Consider the following 14,290-nt stretch of genomic DNA (forward strand, 5'->3'; position numbering starts at 1 on the left):
GCCAAAGGAGCTTGCGGAACAGATGATGCTTCACCAAAGTGAGCAGTCAGAGGTGCTCGAGTGGTTCAGGTCGACACTGCCGTTGGGAACGCTCGGAACAACGGACCGGATCTGATCATTGCGAAGTAGCTTGGCCATAGTGGTACCCGCATGCTTGTCCAGCGCCCGCACATCCTAAGGACTGCTATCGGCCAAGAGCAGACGTTCGAACCTAAGGTAATGCGATGAAGAGAAAAACAAGAATGACTGCACCTCTGACCAGTAACGCAGCAACCCAGCCTGGGCCTGGCTGGACGTTTGACCCTGATCGCATGATCCGAATAGCCAATTGTCATTCGATCATCGAAGTACTTCGCCACATCAAACACAGTGGGCCGGAATGGGCGCATCGTAATGTCCATATTTGCTTTCCCGGCCCATCAAATGCCTGGGCTCTGGTGTACCCGCTTCAGAATGCCAGTGCCCCGTACTTTGACTTCATGTATACCCACAAAGAGCATCCTCAGGAAGCGCTGTCCGCACTGCTAAGGAAGTATCCACAGTGTTCCGTCATCGACTGGTCGCCCGGACGCTTGGCCTGCATCGAAGCTCAGGGGGTGGATGTTGAGACGCTCGCTGAAATTATCCGGGATCTAGCTGAAGCTGCTTGGGATGAGCACATCACGTTCGTCGATGCTTCGTACGAGGAAATGGGTAAAGCGTGACCCAAGAGCGGACAGTCGACCTTAGCTTCCCAAGCGCGTGCGCAAAGACCAGGTCTTGGGCAACAATCGACCAGACGGGAACGGAACGCAGGTCACCATAATCGAAGGAATGTTTGTTATGAGCCACCTTAACAACGACTTGAGGGCCGATTTCGTTGAGGCACTTGAGGAAATCTCGACGCTGATGTCCATTGCATACGACCAGCTCGGCCCTGTACCGGAAGACCATGCATTAGCTCAGGCAGGTTTAGAGAATGGTGGTGAAATAGTTCTGGATTATGTCGATCACAACGAGGCTGGAGTAGCGTTCGAACACCTGCTTTACATGATTGACGAACCACCGCTCGTCGTTTCTGAAAAATGCATAAAAATTTTAGCTCGGATCGCAAAGTCCTTGAAGATGCCATTCACGAGGTGACAAAAATTTACCCACCTGAAGGTCAGCTTTGGGTCGATCTCTGCCGGTCATGGTTTCATTGGTAACTTCGTCAGCTGATCTCATGACTGAACCAATCTCAATTATTTTGGCTAGCGCCCCCATGCACCCATTTCAGGTCGCCCCCCAAGAGGTAACCTTCCACATTTTCTATGGAAAGGGCTTCGAACAGCACCTGCTCCAGGATGGCAAAAAAACATTTAATATGAGCCTGTTTCAATGCCTGAGGCCGGGTCACCAGATAGACTTCCATATCTGGAAGTTGGAGATCCGGGAACAACTCGATCAGGTCCTTCGCCAGAATACGGGGCAGTACTGCCACACCCATTCCTCGCCTCACCGATTCGAGCTGAACCGCGAACGAGTTCACGCTGATCTGCGCGCGTTCCAGACCCGCGGCCTTTGCCGCACGCATTTGCGGCAACATGTCCAGCGGAGGAAGCAAGGCAATATTGACCGCAGTGGCCGGAGTCACCCCTGGATACCGTTTCAGATAATCTGCATCGGCGAAGACACCGTAAGCGAGCCTGCCTAATGGTCGATAGATCAGCGACGGTTCGCCTAGATGAGCTGTGCGTACAGCAATGTCTGCCACGCCGCGGACGATCTTGTGAAAGTCGGCTGTTGCCATCAACTCCACCGAGCAACGCGGGTGAAGAGAGGTGAAGCGACTCGCAGCCTCCAGCACGCAAGACGAAAATCCCTCTCCTGCACTGACCAGGACACTGCCAAATAGCTCTGTGTGTAGCCCGGATATGGCAGCAACGGTTTGACGCCTCAAGCCCGCCTCCGCCACTAAGGCAACTTCCACGAGGGATTGGCCGCGCGAGGTCAACCAGCATCCTTCAACGCCCCGCTCGACGAGTAGCTCGCCCAGGGCTCTCTCAAGTTGGGTCAATCGGCGGGACACAGTAGACGCCGCAATACCCAACATCTGGCCAGCTTGAAGAAAGCTGCCACGCCGCGAGACTGCCAACAACAGACGAAGATCGTCCCAATTTGCTTGCAACGCCATGCTTCATATCCTCCCTGGTCTGCATATGTGCAAATCCATTATGCAGTAGTCGCTGTTTTTCGGGAGAGGCCTCAAAGGTATATCTACAAGCCCTCGAAGACGAATGGAATGGACTGTATGACTACTGGCCCCAACGACTATGCGGAACGCGCCGCCAGTGCCTTCAATCGCCGTGATGTGGAGGCGATGCTTGCGCTGGTTTGCGAAGACTTCATCTACCTCGATAGCATGGGGATACAAACCGGTCGCGAAGCCACGCGCAAACGAGAGATCGCATTGCTCGAAGCGCTCCCCGATGCCCAAGTGATTTTCAGCCCATTCGCCGTCGGTAACGATCGTTTGGCGCTGACTGCCATCCTGACCGGCACATTCGCCGCACCCTTGGTGCTGCCAGGCCGGGTGATTCCACCTCATGGACGCCATATTACCGCGTACTACGCCGCACACTTTACCTTCAGAGACGGGCTGGCCATCCGTGAAGAGGCCTTCTTCGACAGTGCGGTGCTGATGCCGTTAGCCTATCCAGCTGAGGGTTGAGCCATGCACAGCGCATTCGTTACTGGCGCAACCGGCTTGTTGGGCAACAACCTGGTGCGTGAATTGGTCGCTCGTGGCTACGCGGTCAAAGCGCTGGTCCGTTCAAGAGCCAAAGGTGAACAGCAGTTCAACAATTTGCCGGGGGTGGAACTGGTCGTTGGGGACATGGCCGATGTCGACGCATTTGCAGCGTCGCTGCAAGGCTGCGATACGGTGTTTCACACCGCGGCGTTCTTTCGCGACAACTACAAGGGCGGCAGCCACTGGAAGGAACTCGAAAAGATTAATGTGTCTGGTACGCGGCGCCTGCTAAACCAAGCCTACCGCGCCGGTATACGACGGTTCATCCATACGTCTTCCATTGCCGTGCTCGACAGCGCACCTGGCACGTCCATCGATGAGACATGTCTGCGGGCCGACGCCGATGCGGATGACTACTACCGTAGCAAGATTCTCGCCGACCGTGTCGTCTTGTCGTTCCTGGAGGGCCATCCCGAGATGCATGCCTGCATGGTCCTGCCTGGCTGGATGTGGGGGCCAGCCGACATGGGCCCCACCTCCTCAGGACAGTTGGTTAACGATCTCGTGCTCGGCAAACTGCCCGGACTGATCCCCGGTAGTTTCTCCGTTGTCGATGCCCGCGATGTGGCATTGGCGCAGATTGCCGCAGCCAAACATGGGCGGCGAGGTGAGCGCTATCTCGCGGCGGGCCGGCATATGACAATGCGTGAGCTGGCGCCTATGCTTGGACGTATAGCAGGCATCAAGACACCCGTTCGACAACTACCGCTCCCCTTTCTATACACGTTGGCGGCTGTGCAGGAGATGTATGCGCGTATTACCAGCAAGCCCATTCTGCTGAGCATGGCCACGTTGCGCCTGTTGGTACGAGAGAAAGACCGCACCTGTTTCAACCACAGCAAGAGTGAACAAGAGCTTGGCCTGAGTTTCCGGCCACTAGAGCTGACAATCACCGACACGGTGGCGTGGTACCGCGATCACGATTGGTTTGAGAGTCAAACCTTAAGTTCCCGGAACCGCACTCCTTCCACATTGACCGCACACCTGAACAAGGACGTAAACATACAGTGAATAGGGAAATAATCCTGATGCGTCACGGCCAGCCAAAACTGGTCGCAACCGACAAAATGTCAGCGCTCGATATGAAAGACTGGATCGAGCAATACAACCGGTCCGAAATTACCAACCAACCCGTCCCGGATGCCAGCATCCGGCTCGCCGCAACCGCCAAGGTGATTGTCTCAAGCAGCGCGCCTCGTGCGCTGACCTCCGTCCAGGCTCTTGGCCTGACGCCCGCCCTTGTCGACGCGCTTTTCTGTGAAGCGCAACTGCCTTATGGTCACTGGAAACTGCCACGGCTATCGCCGTTTACCTGGGCATTTATCCTTCGAGTCTTATGGTTGTGCGGTTACTCACGCAGCGTCGAATCCGCCGGAACTGCGAGGATGCGCGCCAGCACGGCAGCTCGACGACTTCAGTCCCTTGCCAACGAAGGACCGGTTCTGCTGCTCGGTCATGGCTTTATTAATCGAATGATCGCTAAACAACTGGTGGCCGATGGATGGGTTCGCCAAAAACGTAACGGCAGCCAGTATTGGAGTGCGACGGTGTATCAATATAGCGGTGTTTAAAAGTGCCATCTGGCGCGGAGATTAAACGAAGGGAAAGTTCAGGTTGGTCGTTCATTTGTAGAGACCTCTTTGGGACGCGAAAACCACGTTTTTCTACTCGCTCGGCCCCGTACAAAGGCGGGGGCTTGGAGTGTAGGTTGGCGATTTGTCTCGCTGGACAGATACCTATTGCTGCTGGTGGCGACAGGCAGAAAACGGCCGATACTGTTGAAAAAGTCGGTCTGCCCAAACTGCCTGATCATTGAGTGGTGAAAACGCCTTTTTTGCACGCTGCTACGTGAAATCCGAGTCCGGAAGCCCCTGCAAAAAGTAAAGTTCTCAATCTCGGACGCGTACTTTTCTGACGCGTAAACCATGGCCGACTTTTTCAACAGAATCGGCCAATAGCGGTCTATCGACAACCGCACACCCAGCATCGAGAATGATCTGGCTTTTAACCAACAACTCAAGGAAGAAACCATGCAACCGTTACTCAATCGGATAATGCTGTATGTCAAAGATGTTCAGGCAACTTGCGATTTTTATGAGCGCCATTTCGGTTTCGTCAGCGAGCATTTTGCTGATGATCGGATTGTCGAGTTGAGGTCTGCGAATGGTGGTGCGACTTTAATGGCCCACCCAGCAGCAAAAAGCGTCAAGACAGGACAGGTTACTGTCAAACTTGTCTTTGATATTGAGGATGTCGATGGCTTCAAGGAGCGATGCCTGGCACAGGGTCTGAAGTTTGGAGCCACGCACAAGGCCGATGGCTATACCTTCGCCAATGCCAAAGATCCTGACGGTAATTCGATTTCTATCTCAAGTAGAGCGTTTGCTGCCCCCAACAACTAGATGCTGCATCATCTTGGTCGAGTTCCTTAGGGTTGTTGTCTTTCGCGATCGGCAGCAATGGGTCGTTTTGAGCCGGTTACGACAGGCAGAAAACGGCCAAGTGTAGACACGCGACAAAGGCACGATTGCTTTAGGAAAGTATTGATCAAATCTGCAACAACTCTTGCCAAGGATTTCATGCGATGGATTGCCCCCCGACGCTATACACCAGCCGTCTTATCCTCACGCCACTGCGAATGACTGATGCAGCCGCGATACAACAGCTGTTTCCCCAATGGGAAGTGGTCCGCTACCTTGACAGCCGTGTGCCATGGCCCTACCCGCAGGATGGGGCGCTGGTTTACGTGCGCGATGTCGCTCTTCCCGCCATGGCTAGAGGACAAGAGTGGCACTGGATGATTCGCACGCGCGCGCAACCTGAGCGCAGCATCGGGAGCATCAGCCTGTATGACCAGCCAGATAACAATAGGGGGTTCTGGCTCGCGCCTCTGTGGCAGGGCAACGGCTATATCCGCGAAGCCTGCGAGGTCGTCAACGCTTACTGGTTCGCGACATTACTACGTCCTGTCATGCAAGTGCCCAAGGCTGTCGCCAACCACGCTTCGCGCAAGGTATCCCAACATGAAGGCATGCGGATGATCGGGACGCGGAACGGGCATTTTGTCTCGGGACCCATGCAGGTCGAAGTCTGGGAGATCACACGGAGCGAGTGGCTTGGCGCGCGCGCTGAAACTTGACCTGAAATTTGTGCCTGTCCGATTGACGGGCTGCTATCGGGTCGATTTCAGCCGGTTGCAAATGGCCGAAAACGGCCAGAAGCTGCCATTGCGCCCCAAGATTCAGGCATCGGATGATCCAGAACGCCTACACAGCAAATGCCTCAAAATACATAAAGTCGGACGTCGGCTTGGACAGCGTGGATCAATTTCATAAATACCCTGCCGCTCCCAGAGCCTCAATCAAACGCAACAATGCTGGTTTTTCGGCTGGTTTTTCGCCGATGCAACACACTTCTGGGTTGCTGAGAGAGCACCAAACCGACACCGGGTCGCCTACCTTCAGCCCGTATGAGGCTTTACGGAGAGTTGCAGTTGACCAAGCGTCAATGGTTTCGTTGAGAGACTTGTGAAACCGCTTCCCATTGGCGCTATAGCTGAAGCTCATGAACTGCGCTCCGACCCACGATCCCTCACTCCCTACAAAGGTTACGTAGCCTCGTACCACTTGGCCCACAGGTATGTCGCCAGCGCTCATAAATTACCTTCTGAGAATATGCCCGAAATGCAGGGACGACGCGGTCATCCATGTTCCGCTGCCAACATTGATCTGAACTGAGAGATGATCTCTGAAGATAGCCCGGCACTTTCGAATACTGCGCAGGTGAAGCTAACGGGGGCGGCCCCTGGAGCAGTAATGATGCGGTCTGTAATCACAGCTACTGAACTGCTTCGATAAAGTGTGCGGCCTTCATAACTTACGGCATTCTGTTGTAAGAAATCAGCGCTGTTCGAGGTATGAGGAACCGTGTCTAGAAGCCCGGCCCTCGCAAGTGCCAGCGTTCCCCCACAGATACCGGCAATTACCGCTCCACTTGAACGACTAGCATGAAGAAAGTCTCGAATATCCGGGGCTTCGGCACGTTCCCAGATCATTCCTCCAATGACGACGACAACATCCGGTTTCCAGTCCAGACATTGTTGCAAGCTGCTATCGACAGTTACAGCCAATCCACCCTGCGAACGAAACTGCCCCGTAGCAGAAGCGAAAAACCTGACGTCGATCCCGTAAAACGGGTACGCAGTTCCAGCAATGAAAGCATATTCCCAGTCCGCAAAACCGGGTGTCAGTATCAAACCCACGCGTGCCATCAGTCAGAATCCTCCATGAATGCCAGTAACATATGACGACAACCAATAGACATCAAGGCTGCTTCGGGCCGAGGCTGTGTAAAAACGTTTTCGATCTGTGGAGGCAGACGAAAACAGCCCAAAAATCGCATCCCTATGCAAATTTCAGGTCTACTTACCAAACGGTCGACGCCAGATTTCACGTAGCAACGCTGACTTCAAAGTGACGAATGCGTGTTTACACGGCCTGGGTCAATTGCAGCCCTTCACGACACATATTGATCAGGTCAAAAGCGGTTAATATCGCTCCGCTTCGTCTACCCTCACAAAACGCCACGCGGCAATCAGCTAGTGCCCGGCGCCTCGATATTCATCTGTTCATTCACCGGAGAGCTTCTATGCTCAAGCGTACCCTGGCCTTGGCCGTCGGCTTTACCCTGTCTTTTGGCAGCTTGTTAGTGCAGGCCGCTGACACACTCAAAGTCAGTGCGATTCCCGATGAAGCCCCGACTGAACTGCTGCGCAAGTTCAAGCCGCTAGGCGCTTATCTGGAGCAAAAACTGGGCATGAAGGTCGAGTTCGTGCCCGTGAGCGACTACCCGGCCGTGGTCGAGGCGCTGGCCACTGACCGCATCGATATGGCCTGGCTGGGCGGTTTCACATTTGTGCAGGCGCGGCTGAAAACCGGTAATGCGATTCCGTTGGTGCAGCGCGAACAGGACGCCCAGTTCACCAGCAAATTCATCACCGCCGACCCGAACGTCAAATCCCTCGCCGACCTCAAGGGCAAGACCTTTGCCTTCGGCTCGGTATCGTCCACGTCGGGCAGTCTCATGCCGCGTTATTTCATGCTGAAGGACGGCATCAAGCCGGAAACCTATTTCAGCCGCGTGGGTTACTCCGGCGCTCATGACGCCACCGTTGCCTGGGTCCAGGCCGGCAAGGTGGACGCCGGGGTCCTGAACGCCAGCGTCTGGGAAAAACTGGTCGCCGCCGGCAAGGTCGATACCAGCAAGGTCAAAGTATTTGCGACCACCCCGGCCTACTTCGACTACAACTGGACAGTGCGCGGCACCCTCGACCCGGCGCTGGCGGCGAAGATCAAGGCTGCCTTCCTCGCACTCGATCCGGCGAACCCGAAGGACAAGGAAATCCTCGATTTGCAGGCTGCCAGCCGCTTCATCGAGACCAGTCCTGACAATTACAAAGGCATCGAGGAAGCCGCACGCGCCGCCGAACTGCTGAAATGACATTGCGTCTGACCCAGGCCAGCCTGACCCACGTCAACGGCGTCCAAGCGTTGCGCGGCGTGAATCTGCACATCGGTGCAGGCGAACAGGTTGCCATTATCGGCCCTTCCGGTGCCGGCAAGTCGAGCCTGCTCAACTTGCTGGCCACCGCGTTGCGACCGGACAACGGCGAACTGCAGGTGCTCGGCGAGCGCGCATGGCATCTGTCTGCCCGGCAGCGCCAGCGTCTGCGCGCGCGCATCGGGCTGATTCATCAATCGCCGCCTCTGCCACCGCGCCAGCGTGTGGTCACTGCGGTGCTGGCCGGCAAACTGGGTCAGTGGGGTTTGGGCAAGAGCTTGCTGAACCTGGTCCATCCGCTGGACATTCCGGGCGCACGCGCGGCGTTGGCCAGGCTCGACCTGGGCGACAAGTTATTCGCGCAATGCCAGCAACTGTCCGGCGGACAGCTTCAGCGAGTGGGCATTGCCCGCGTCTTGTATCAAGCGCCCGAAGTGTTGCTGGCCGATGAGCCGGTTTCGGCGATGGACCCGGTGCTGGCCGAACACACGCTGTCGGTACTCTGCCGCCATGCCCGGGAACACCAGGTCACCCTGGTCGCCAGCCTGCATGCGGTGGAGCTGGCCCTGGCGCACTTTTCGCGGATCATCGGCCTGCGTGACGGGCAGATCCTGTTTGACCTAGCGGCAAGCGACGTCGACCGCGAGTTGCTCGACAAGCTCTACGCCAACGAGCAACTGCAATCCTCGCCGGTGCCCCCAGTGTCCTTGAGTGTGCAGATCCCCCGATGCTGACGTCTGCCACCCGCGACCCCGCCGCCCTGCCCCGTTTGCTCCTCAGCCTGCTGGCGATTGCCCTGTTGTGGCCAGGCATCCACTTCAGCGAGTTGGACCTCAGCGTTTTAGTGGCGAGTGACAGTCAGAGCGAGATGGGCCGGTTTGTCTCGGCCTTCTGGCCGCCAGCCCATGGCGCGGAATTCATCGAACTGCTGTTGCAAGCCACCCTGCAGACCCTGGCCATCGCCACGGCTGGCATGGCGCTGGCGCTGTTGTTGGCCGTTCCCGCCAGCCTGCTGGCCAGTCGCGCCCTGTCGTTGTCGGCTGCCTCCCGTGCCGGTCGCCCAAACTTCGGCGGTCAACTGCTGCGTTGGCCGGTACGCGGGTTGCTCATCTTCCTGCGCAGCGTGCCGGAAATCGTCTGGGCCCTGCTGTTCGTGCGTGCCGTCGGCCTCGGTCCGACCGCCGGGGTACTGGCGATTGCAATTACCTACAGCGGCATGTTGGGCAAGGTCTATGCGGAAATTTTCGAGTCGGTGGACCAGCGCCCGGCCCACGCGTTACTGCGCTCAGGCAGCGGTCGGCTCGCGGCGTTTTGCTACGGGATTCTGCCGAATGTCGCAGCGGAGCTGATGTCGTACACGGTGTATCGCTGGGAATGCGCGATCCGCGCCTCAGTGGTCATGGGTTTCGTCGGTGCCGGCGGTCTGGGACAGCAGATGGATTTGTCGTTGCGCATGTTCGCGGGCGGTGAAGTGGCCAGTCTGTTGCTGACCTTCCTTGTCCTGGTGTTGCTCGCCGATCAACTCAGCCGTCTGCTGCGCTGGAGGCTGACATGAATCGCCTGATCAACCTGGCCCTGCTCCTGTTCATCGGCGCAGCGGTGGTCGGTTCGTTCATCTATCTGGGTATCGACCTCAGCGAGCTCGGCGGCGCCGGCAACCTGAAGCAGATGGGGGCCTATGCACAGCGTTTTCTCAGCCCGGACCTGAGCGCGGGTCATCTGCAAGCCATCGGCCACGGCGCGCTGGAAACCATTGCGATGTCCGCCCTGGGCACCCTGCTCGCGGCAGTATTCGGTTTGCTGTTGGCATTGCCCGCGGCCGGGCGTTTCGGCTGGCCTTTTCAGAGTGCGTCGCGTCTGGTGCTCAATGCCTTGCGCGCGGTGCCGGAACTGGTGTGGGCTGCGCTGATGGTGCTGGCCGCCGGACTCGGTCCCAATGCCGGCACGCTGGCATTGGCCCTGCACACCACTGGCGTGCTCGGCCGGCTGTTTGCCGAAGCGCTGGAAAACACCCCGCCGGGACCGGCCGAAGCCATTCGCCTGCAGGGCGGCAATGCCGTCTGGGCGTTCTGTTACGGCACACTGCCCAACCTGTTGCCGCAGCTGCTGGCCTACACTCTGTACCGCTGGGAAAACAACATCCGCATGGCCAGCGTGCTCGGTTTCGTCGGCGCCGGTGGTTTGGGGCAAATGCTCTATGTCAGCCTCAGCCTGTTTCAGGAAGCTCAAGCCAGCACGGTGATCCTGGCCATGTTGCTGCTGGTGTTTGCCGTCGATTCATTGAGTAGCTGGAGCCGTCAACGCTGGGTCAAGGCCTGATAGCGGGTCTACTCCTCCAAGCGCCCCGTACCCTCACGATCGTTCTCGTAATGTCTCGCGAGCGCAAACGCCGGCAACCAGGACTCGCGACGCACAATACAGCTTTCGTAGGTTGGCCTCAGTTGGTCAGGGGCATCGAGAGATCCCAGGTTCACTTCGATTTCGTCAGCGCTACGAGCGAAAACGGAGGAGCCGCAGCGCGGACAAAAATGCCGCCCGGCGTAGTCACGTGTTTCGCCCGCGATCTTCACCGCCTCCTGAGGGAATATCGCGCTGGCGTTGAAAAGCGCCCCATGATGCTTGCGGCAGTCCAGACAGTGACAGAGGCCGACCCGGTAGGGCCGCCCTGACGCCTCGATTCGAACATTGCCGCACACGCAGCCACCGGTGAATCGGTCCATGTTGCGTCTCCTCTGAATCAAGCGGTCGAGTCAGTGAAAATAGCATCTGAACGAATGCAGTGGTCCAGAGACCCTAGCCGCAGGTAAAAGCCGGACACACGCCATCACCCGCGCATAAACCGTTTCACTGTTTCCCTCCGTGCCCGCCTTGGTGCTAAATAGACCACCCAGATGATAAGTCCAGCCCCTGTCGTATTGCCGTGCAACGAGAAATCGATATGAACACCCATTTTGAGACAAGTGCTGCCCCTGCGCCCAACACCCGGCAAGGCGCAAACACTCCCCCCCATCAGCCATCGGTGGTAACAGCATGATCGAAGTCACCGAACTGTCCATCGCCCAATTGCGTGCCGCATTGGAGTCTGGTCAAACCACAGCGGTGGAGCTGGTCCAGGCCTATCTCGCCAGGATCGACGCCTACGACGGCCCCGACACGCCGACCGCGCTCAACGCGGTAGTGGTTCGCAACCCCGAGGCGCTCAACGAAGCGCAGGCGTCCGATGCACGTCGGGCCAAGGGCCAGACGCTCGGCCCGCTGGATGGCATTCCCTACACGGCCAAGGACAGTTATCTGGTGAAAGGCCTCACCGCGGCCTCAGGAAGTCCGGCCTTCAAGGACCTGATTGCCTATCGCGATGCGTTCACCATCGAACGGCTGCGCGCCGCCGGGGCGATCTGCCTGGGCAAGACCAATATGCCGCCGATGGCCAATGGCGGCATGCAGCGCGGGGTCTATGGCCGTGCCGAGAGCCCGTACAACGCTGATTACTTGACGGCCCCTTTTGCCTCGGGCTCATCGAACGGCGCCGGGACGGCCACCGCCGCCAGTTTCGCGGCCTTCGGGCTTGCTGAAGAAACCTGGTCGAGCGGACGCGGTCCGGCCTCGAACAATGGCTTGTGCGCCTATACGCCTTCGCGCGGAGTGATATCGGTGCGCGGCAATTGGCCGCTGACGCCGACGATGGACGTGGTCGTGCCGTACGCCCGAACCATGGCCGACCTGCTCGAAGTGCTCGACGTGGTGGTGGCGGATGATCCCGACACCCGGGGCGATCTGTGGCGGATGCAACCGTGGGTGCCGATTCCGAGCGTTGCTTCGGTGCGCCCCGTTTCTTATGCCGATCTGGCCGTAAAGACCGATGCGCTTGCCGGAAAACGCTTCGGCGTTCCACGCATGTACATCAACGCCGATCCTGAAGCGGGCACCAGCGAGTCGCCGGGCATCGGTGGCCCGACGGGGCAGAAAATCAACACCCGTCCTAGCGTGATCGGCCTCTGGGAAGAGGCTCGCAAGGCACTAGAAGCGGCGGGCGCCGAAGTGGTCGAGGTCGATTTCCCGTTGGTCTCCAATTGCGAAGGTGATCGTCCGGGCGCGCCGACCGTGTTCACCCGTGGGCTGGTGTCGAAGGAGTTCCTGCACCATGAGTTGTGGGACCTGTCGGCTTGGGCGTTCGATGATTTCCTGCGGGCCAACGGTGATCCGAAACTGAATCGCCTGGCCGACGTCGACGGGCCGCTGATTTTCCCGCACGACCCGGGCACCCTGCCCAATCGCGAAGACGACCTTGCCGCGGGCATGGACGAATACGTGAAGATGGCCGAACGCGGCATCACCCCCTGGGACCAGATCACCACCGTGCCGAACGGTCTGCGTGGATTGGAAGAGACACGTCGGATCGACCTTGAAGACTGGATGGATCGACTGAACCTTGATGCGGTGCTGTTTCCGACAGTGGCTGACGTCGGGCCGGCGAATGCCGATGTCGATCTGCAGTCGGCGGACATCGCGTGGAGCAACGGTGTGTGGGTGGCTAACGGCAACCTCGCCATCCGGCATCTGGGTGTTCCGACGGTGACGGTACCGATGGGCGTGATGCCCGATATCGGCATGCCGATCGGGCTGACCTTCGCCGGTCGTGCCTATGACGATTCAGCGCTGCTGCGATTTGCTTCGGCGTTTGAATCGGTCGGCAACAAACGGATGATCCCGCCTCGGACCCCGCCGTTGCAGGGCTGAAAAAGCTACGCGCGGGACTTCAGCCGAACAAGCCCCCTGTGGCGAGGGGGCTCGCGCTAAGTTAGCGCCATTTCACTGGTGCACGGCGCTTGTGACGTTTCAATCAGCAACTGATCGACAACGTCCGACAGAGCGCTTGGCACATCCTCTCCCCCGCGCAAGGCTCGCGCATAGACGCTGCGCTGCCGGTCCGCACTGGTGCCGTCCTGTAGAATCCGGCGCCCCTGGGCAAACACGTTCTCCACTCCCAACTTCTGCGCCGTATCTCCAAGAATCTGTTGCGCCCTGAACAGCCATTGCCCGGCAGAGAATGGCCGGTCGTAACCTTCCATGATGAATGAAGCGTGGATCCCGGACCGTTTCGCCCGCCACCTGTTTTCCTTGAGAATCCACTGCGAGGCTTGCGAATAACCCGATCCCGGGCGAGGTTGCTCAATGGCATGGGCCACCAGCAATCGAAACAACGAGACCACGCACAAAACGTCATCCAGGCGCGGACAGGCATCGGTCATGCGCATCTCCAGCGTCGGGTATTTCGCGGCGGGCCGCAGACCCCACCAGCAGTCGCCCGCCTGTTTGATCGTGCCAGTGCGGATCAGCAAGGCGACGTAGGCGTCATAGGCACGTTGATCTTCGAAGAACTCCGGAATGCCCATCCGCGGCCACTCATCACACGCAGTCTGCCGGTAGCTCATGAAACCGCTGTCGGCACCGTCCCAGAAAGGTGAAGAAGTGCTGAGTGCCAACAACAACGGCATCCACGGCAAGACTTCGTTCATCACCTGAATACGATCCACATGCCCGGGCACTTCAACATGCACATGCAGGCCGGACAGCAGGCTGCGCCTTGCCACGCGCTGGTAGTCTTCAAACAGTTGAAGAAAGTGCGGATGGTCCGTGGACTGCTGCAGGCGCCAATCCGCCAACGGATGGCTACCGGCACTGAGCAGTCCCAGACCGTACAATTCGAGCGTTTGCCGCAACCTGGTGCGCGCCGAAAACAGGTACTCGGTTGCTTGTGCGATGCTGGTAAAGATCGGGGACGCGACTTCGATTTGTGCCTTGAACATCTCATGGGCAAAACACTCGCCCAACACTGCCTGGCACGCTTCAATCGAAGCACCGGGAGGGTTCTCGGACATGCGCCGGGTGTTCAGGTCGGTGATGAAGTATTCCTCTTCAATGCCAAACTTCAGGTGTCTGTTCATCGCTTCACCCCTC

17 protein-coding genes are annotated in these 14,290 nt (G+C 58.1%); 12 read left to right on the forward strand and 5 right to left on the reverse strand.

Features of this window, described 5'->3' with window-relative positions; translation table 11 throughout:
- The first annotated feature begins 242 nt into the window (after positions 1 to 242).
- Both DJ564_RS20080 and DJ564_RS20085 read left to right on the forward strand, forming a co-directional pair.
- Entirely contained in the window at positions 243 to 704 is a 462-nt protein-coding gene (locus DJ564_RS20080; RefSeq protein WP_256597438.1) for a hypothetical protein, read from the forward strand.
- A 118-nt stretch (positions 705 to 822) separates the two neighbouring features.
- Positions 823 to 1,122, forward strand: coding sequence for a MafI family immunity protein (locus DJ564_RS20085; protein WP_016984859.1), 300 nt, complete (start codon positions 823 to 825; stop codon positions 1,120 to 1,122).
- Between the two features lie 97 nt (positions 1,123 to 1,219).
- Here the strand turns inward: DJ564_RS20085 and DJ564_RS20090 are convergent, their stop codons facing one another.
- A complete protein-coding gene (locus DJ564_RS20090; protein WP_109632704.1) occupies positions 1,220 to 2,155 on the reverse strand; it encodes a LysR family transcriptional regulator in 936 nt (311 codons plus the stop codon).
- Positions 2,156 to 2,272: 117 nt separating this feature from the next.
- On the opposite strand from DJ564_RS20090, the gene DJ564_RS20095 reads away from it, so the two are divergent.
- From DJ564_RS20095 to DJ564_RS20120, 5 genes are all read left to right on the forward strand, one after another.
- Positions 2,273 to 2,692, forward strand: a complete 420-nt coding sequence (locus tag DJ564_RS20095) for an ester cyclase (RefSeq protein WP_109632707.1) — start codon at positions 2,273 to 2,275, stop codon at positions 2,690 to 2,692.
- Positions 2,693 to 2,695: 3 nt separating this feature from the next.
- Positions 2,696 to 3,784, forward strand: coding sequence for an SDR family oxidoreductase (locus DJ564_RS20100; protein ID WP_109632709.1), 1,089 nt, complete (start codon positions 2,696 to 2,698; stop codon positions 3,782 to 3,784).
- Positions 3,785 to 3,801: 17 nt separating this feature from the next.
- Positions 3,802 to 4,344 carry a histidine phosphatase family protein gene (locus DJ564_RS20105; protein ID WP_109636131.1) on the forward strand — a complete coding sequence of 181 codons (543 nt, stop codon included), beginning with the start codon at positions 3,802 to 3,804 and terminating at the stop codon, positions 4,342 to 4,344.
- 459 nt (positions 4,345 to 4,803) lie between these two features.
- A complete protein-coding gene (locus DJ564_RS20115) occupies positions 4,804 to 5,175 on the forward strand; it encodes a VOC family protein (RefSeq protein WP_109632713.1) in 372 nt (123 codons plus the stop codon).
- Between the two features lie 182 nt (positions 5,176 to 5,357).
- The gene (locus DJ564_RS20120; protein ID WP_109632714.1) at positions 5,358 to 5,912 is read left to right on the forward strand and encodes a GNAT family N-acetyltransferase; all 555 of its coding nucleotides are present in this window, start codon (positions 5,358 to 5,360) and stop codon (positions 5,910 to 5,912) included.
- 190 nt (positions 5,913 to 6,102) lie between these two features.
- On the opposite strand, the gene DJ564_RS20125 is transcribed toward DJ564_RS20120, so the two are convergent.
- Together DJ564_RS20125 and DJ564_RS20130 are read right to left on the reverse strand one after the other, a co-directional pair.
- Positions 6,103 to 6,339, reverse strand: coding sequence for a hypothetical protein (locus DJ564_RS20125; protein WP_256597439.1), 237 nt, complete (start codon positions 6,337 to 6,339; stop codon positions 6,103 to 6,105).
- 134 nt (positions 6,340 to 6,473) lie between these two features.
- The gene (locus DJ564_RS20130; RefSeq protein WP_109632718.1) at positions 6,474 to 7,043 is read right to left on the reverse strand and encodes a DJ-1/PfpI family protein; all 570 of its coding nucleotides are present in this window, start codon (positions 7,041 to 7,043) and stop codon (positions 6,474 to 6,476) included.
- Between the two features lie 377 nt (positions 7,044 to 7,420).
- On the opposite strand from DJ564_RS20130, the gene DJ564_RS20135 reads away from it, so the two are divergent.
- Genes DJ564_RS20135 through phnE form a run of 4 tightly spaced genes read left to right on the forward strand, consistent with a single transcriptional unit; the run spans position 7,421 to position 10,651 of the window.
- A complete protein-coding gene (locus DJ564_RS20135; RefSeq protein ID WP_109632720.1) occupies positions 7,421 to 8,272 on the forward strand; it encodes a putative selenate ABC transporter substrate-binding protein in 852 nt (283 codons plus the stop codon).
- Complete coding sequence (locus tag DJ564_RS20140; RefSeq protein WP_109632722.1) at positions 8,269 to 9,066, forward strand: phosphonate ABC transporter ATP-binding protein; 798 nt, start codon at positions 8,269 to 8,271, stop codon at positions 9,064 to 9,066. Before DJ564_RS20135 ends, DJ564_RS20140 begins: the two co-directional genes overlap by 4 nt.
- Positions 9,060 to 9,887: an ABC transporter permease gene (locus DJ564_RS20145; RefSeq protein WP_109632724.1), complete on the forward strand. Its 828-nt coding sequence runs from the start codon at positions 9,060 to 9,062 to the stop codon at positions 9,885 to 9,887. The genes DJ564_RS20140 and DJ564_RS20145 overlap by 7 nt, the downstream gene beginning before the upstream one ends.
- The gene (gene phnE, locus DJ564_RS20150) at positions 9,884 to 10,651 is read left to right on the forward strand and encodes a phosphonate ABC transporter, permease protein PhnE (protein ID WP_109632726.1); all 768 of its coding nucleotides are present in this window, start codon (positions 9,884 to 9,886) and stop codon (positions 10,649 to 10,651) included. The genes DJ564_RS20145 and phnE overlap by 4 nt, the downstream gene beginning before the upstream one ends.
- Positions 10,652 to 10,659: 8 nt before the next feature.
- Here the strand turns inward: phnE and DJ564_RS20155 are convergent, their stop codons facing one another.
- The gene (locus DJ564_RS20155) at positions 10,660 to 11,052 is read right to left on the reverse strand and encodes a GFA family protein (RefSeq protein ID WP_109632728.1); all 393 of its coding nucleotides are present in this window, start codon (positions 11,050 to 11,052) and stop codon (positions 10,660 to 10,662) included.
- Between the two features lie 310 nt (positions 11,053 to 11,362).
- Between DJ564_RS20155 and DJ564_RS20160 the strand changes: the two genes are divergently transcribed.
- Complete coding sequence (locus DJ564_RS20160; RefSeq protein WP_109632730.1) at positions 11,363 to 13,069, forward strand: amidase; 1,707 nt, start codon at positions 11,363 to 11,365, stop codon at positions 13,067 to 13,069.
- Between the two features lie 56 nt (positions 13,070 to 13,125).
- Here DJ564_RS20160 and DJ564_RS20165 read toward each other — a convergent pair whose 3' ends face one another.
- A complete protein-coding gene (locus DJ564_RS20165; RefSeq protein WP_109632732.1) occupies positions 13,126 to 14,277 on the reverse strand; it encodes a carboxylate-amine ligase in 1,152 nt (383 codons plus the stop codon).
- Positions 14,278 to 14,290: the final 13 nt, after the last annotated feature.

Origin of the sequence: Pseudomonas sp. 31-12, assembly GCF_003151075.1 — a bacterium.
Taxonomy (GTDB): Bacteria; Pseudomonadota; Gammaproteobacteria; order Pseudomonadales; family Pseudomonadaceae; genus Aquipseudomonas.

Bases quoted from the DNA above. Each gene is read 5' to 3' on its own strand.
- DJ564_RS20080 (WP_256597438.1), top strand. From the start codon at position 243: ATGACTGCACCTCTGACCAGTAACGCAGCAACCCAGCCTGGGCCTGGC.
- DJ564_RS20085 (WP_016984859.1), top strand. From the start codon at position 823: ATGAGCCACCTTAACAACGACTTGAGGGCCGATTTCGTTGAGGCACTT.
- DJ564_RS20090 (WP_109632704.1), bottom strand. From the start codon at position 2,155: ATGGCGTTGCAAGCAAATTGGGACGATCTTCGTCTGTTGTTGGCAGTC.
- DJ564_RS20095 (WP_109632707.1), top strand. From the start codon at position 2,273: ATGACTACTGGCCCCAACGACTATGCGGAACGCGCCGCCAGTGCCTTC.
- DJ564_RS20100 (WP_109632709.1), top strand. From the start codon at position 2,696: ATGCACAGCGCATTCGTTACTGGCGCAACCGGCTTGTTGGGCAACAAC.
- DJ564_RS20105 (WP_109636131.1), top strand. From the start codon at position 3,802: ATGCGTCACGGCCAGCCAAAACTGGTCGCAACCGACAAAATGTCAGCG.
- DJ564_RS20115 (WP_109632713.1), top strand. From the start codon at position 4,804: ATGCAACCGTTACTCAATCGGATAATGCTGTATGTCAAAGATGTTCAG.
- DJ564_RS20120 (WP_109632714.1), top strand. From the start codon at position 5,358: ATGGATTGCCCCCCGACGCTATACACCAGCCGTCTTATCCTCACGCCA.
- DJ564_RS20125 (WP_256597439.1), bottom strand. From the start codon at position 6,339: ATGAGCTTCAGCTATAGCGCCAATGGGAAGCGGTTTCACAAGTCTCTC.
- DJ564_RS20130 (WP_109632718.1), bottom strand. From the start codon at position 7,043: ATGGCACGCGTGGGTTTGATACTGACACCCGGTTTTGCGGACTGGGAA.
- DJ564_RS20135 (WP_109632720.1), top strand. From the start codon at position 7,421: ATGCTCAAGCGTACCCTGGCCTTGGCCGTCGGCTTTACCCTGTCTTTT.
- DJ564_RS20140 (WP_109632722.1), top strand. From the start codon at position 8,269: ATGACATTGCGTCTGACCCAGGCCAGCCTGACCCACGTCAACGGCGTC.
- DJ564_RS20145 (WP_109632724.1), top strand. From the start codon at position 9,060: ATGCTGACGTCTGCCACCCGCGACCCCGCCGCCCTGCCCCGTTTGCTC.
- phnE (WP_109632726.1), top strand. From the start codon at position 9,884: ATGAATCGCCTGATCAACCTGGCCCTGCTCCTGTTCATCGGCGCAGCG.
- DJ564_RS20155 (WP_109632728.1), bottom strand. From the start codon at position 11,052: ATGGACCGATTCACCGGTGGCTGCGTGTGCGGCAATGTTCGAATCGAG.
- DJ564_RS20160 (WP_109632730.1), top strand. From the start codon at position 11,363: ATGATCGAAGTCACCGAACTGTCCATCGCCCAATTGCGTGCCGCATTG.
- DJ564_RS20165 (WP_109632732.1), bottom strand. From the start codon at position 14,277: ATGAACAGACACCTGAAGTTTGGCATTGAAGAGGAATACTTCATCACC.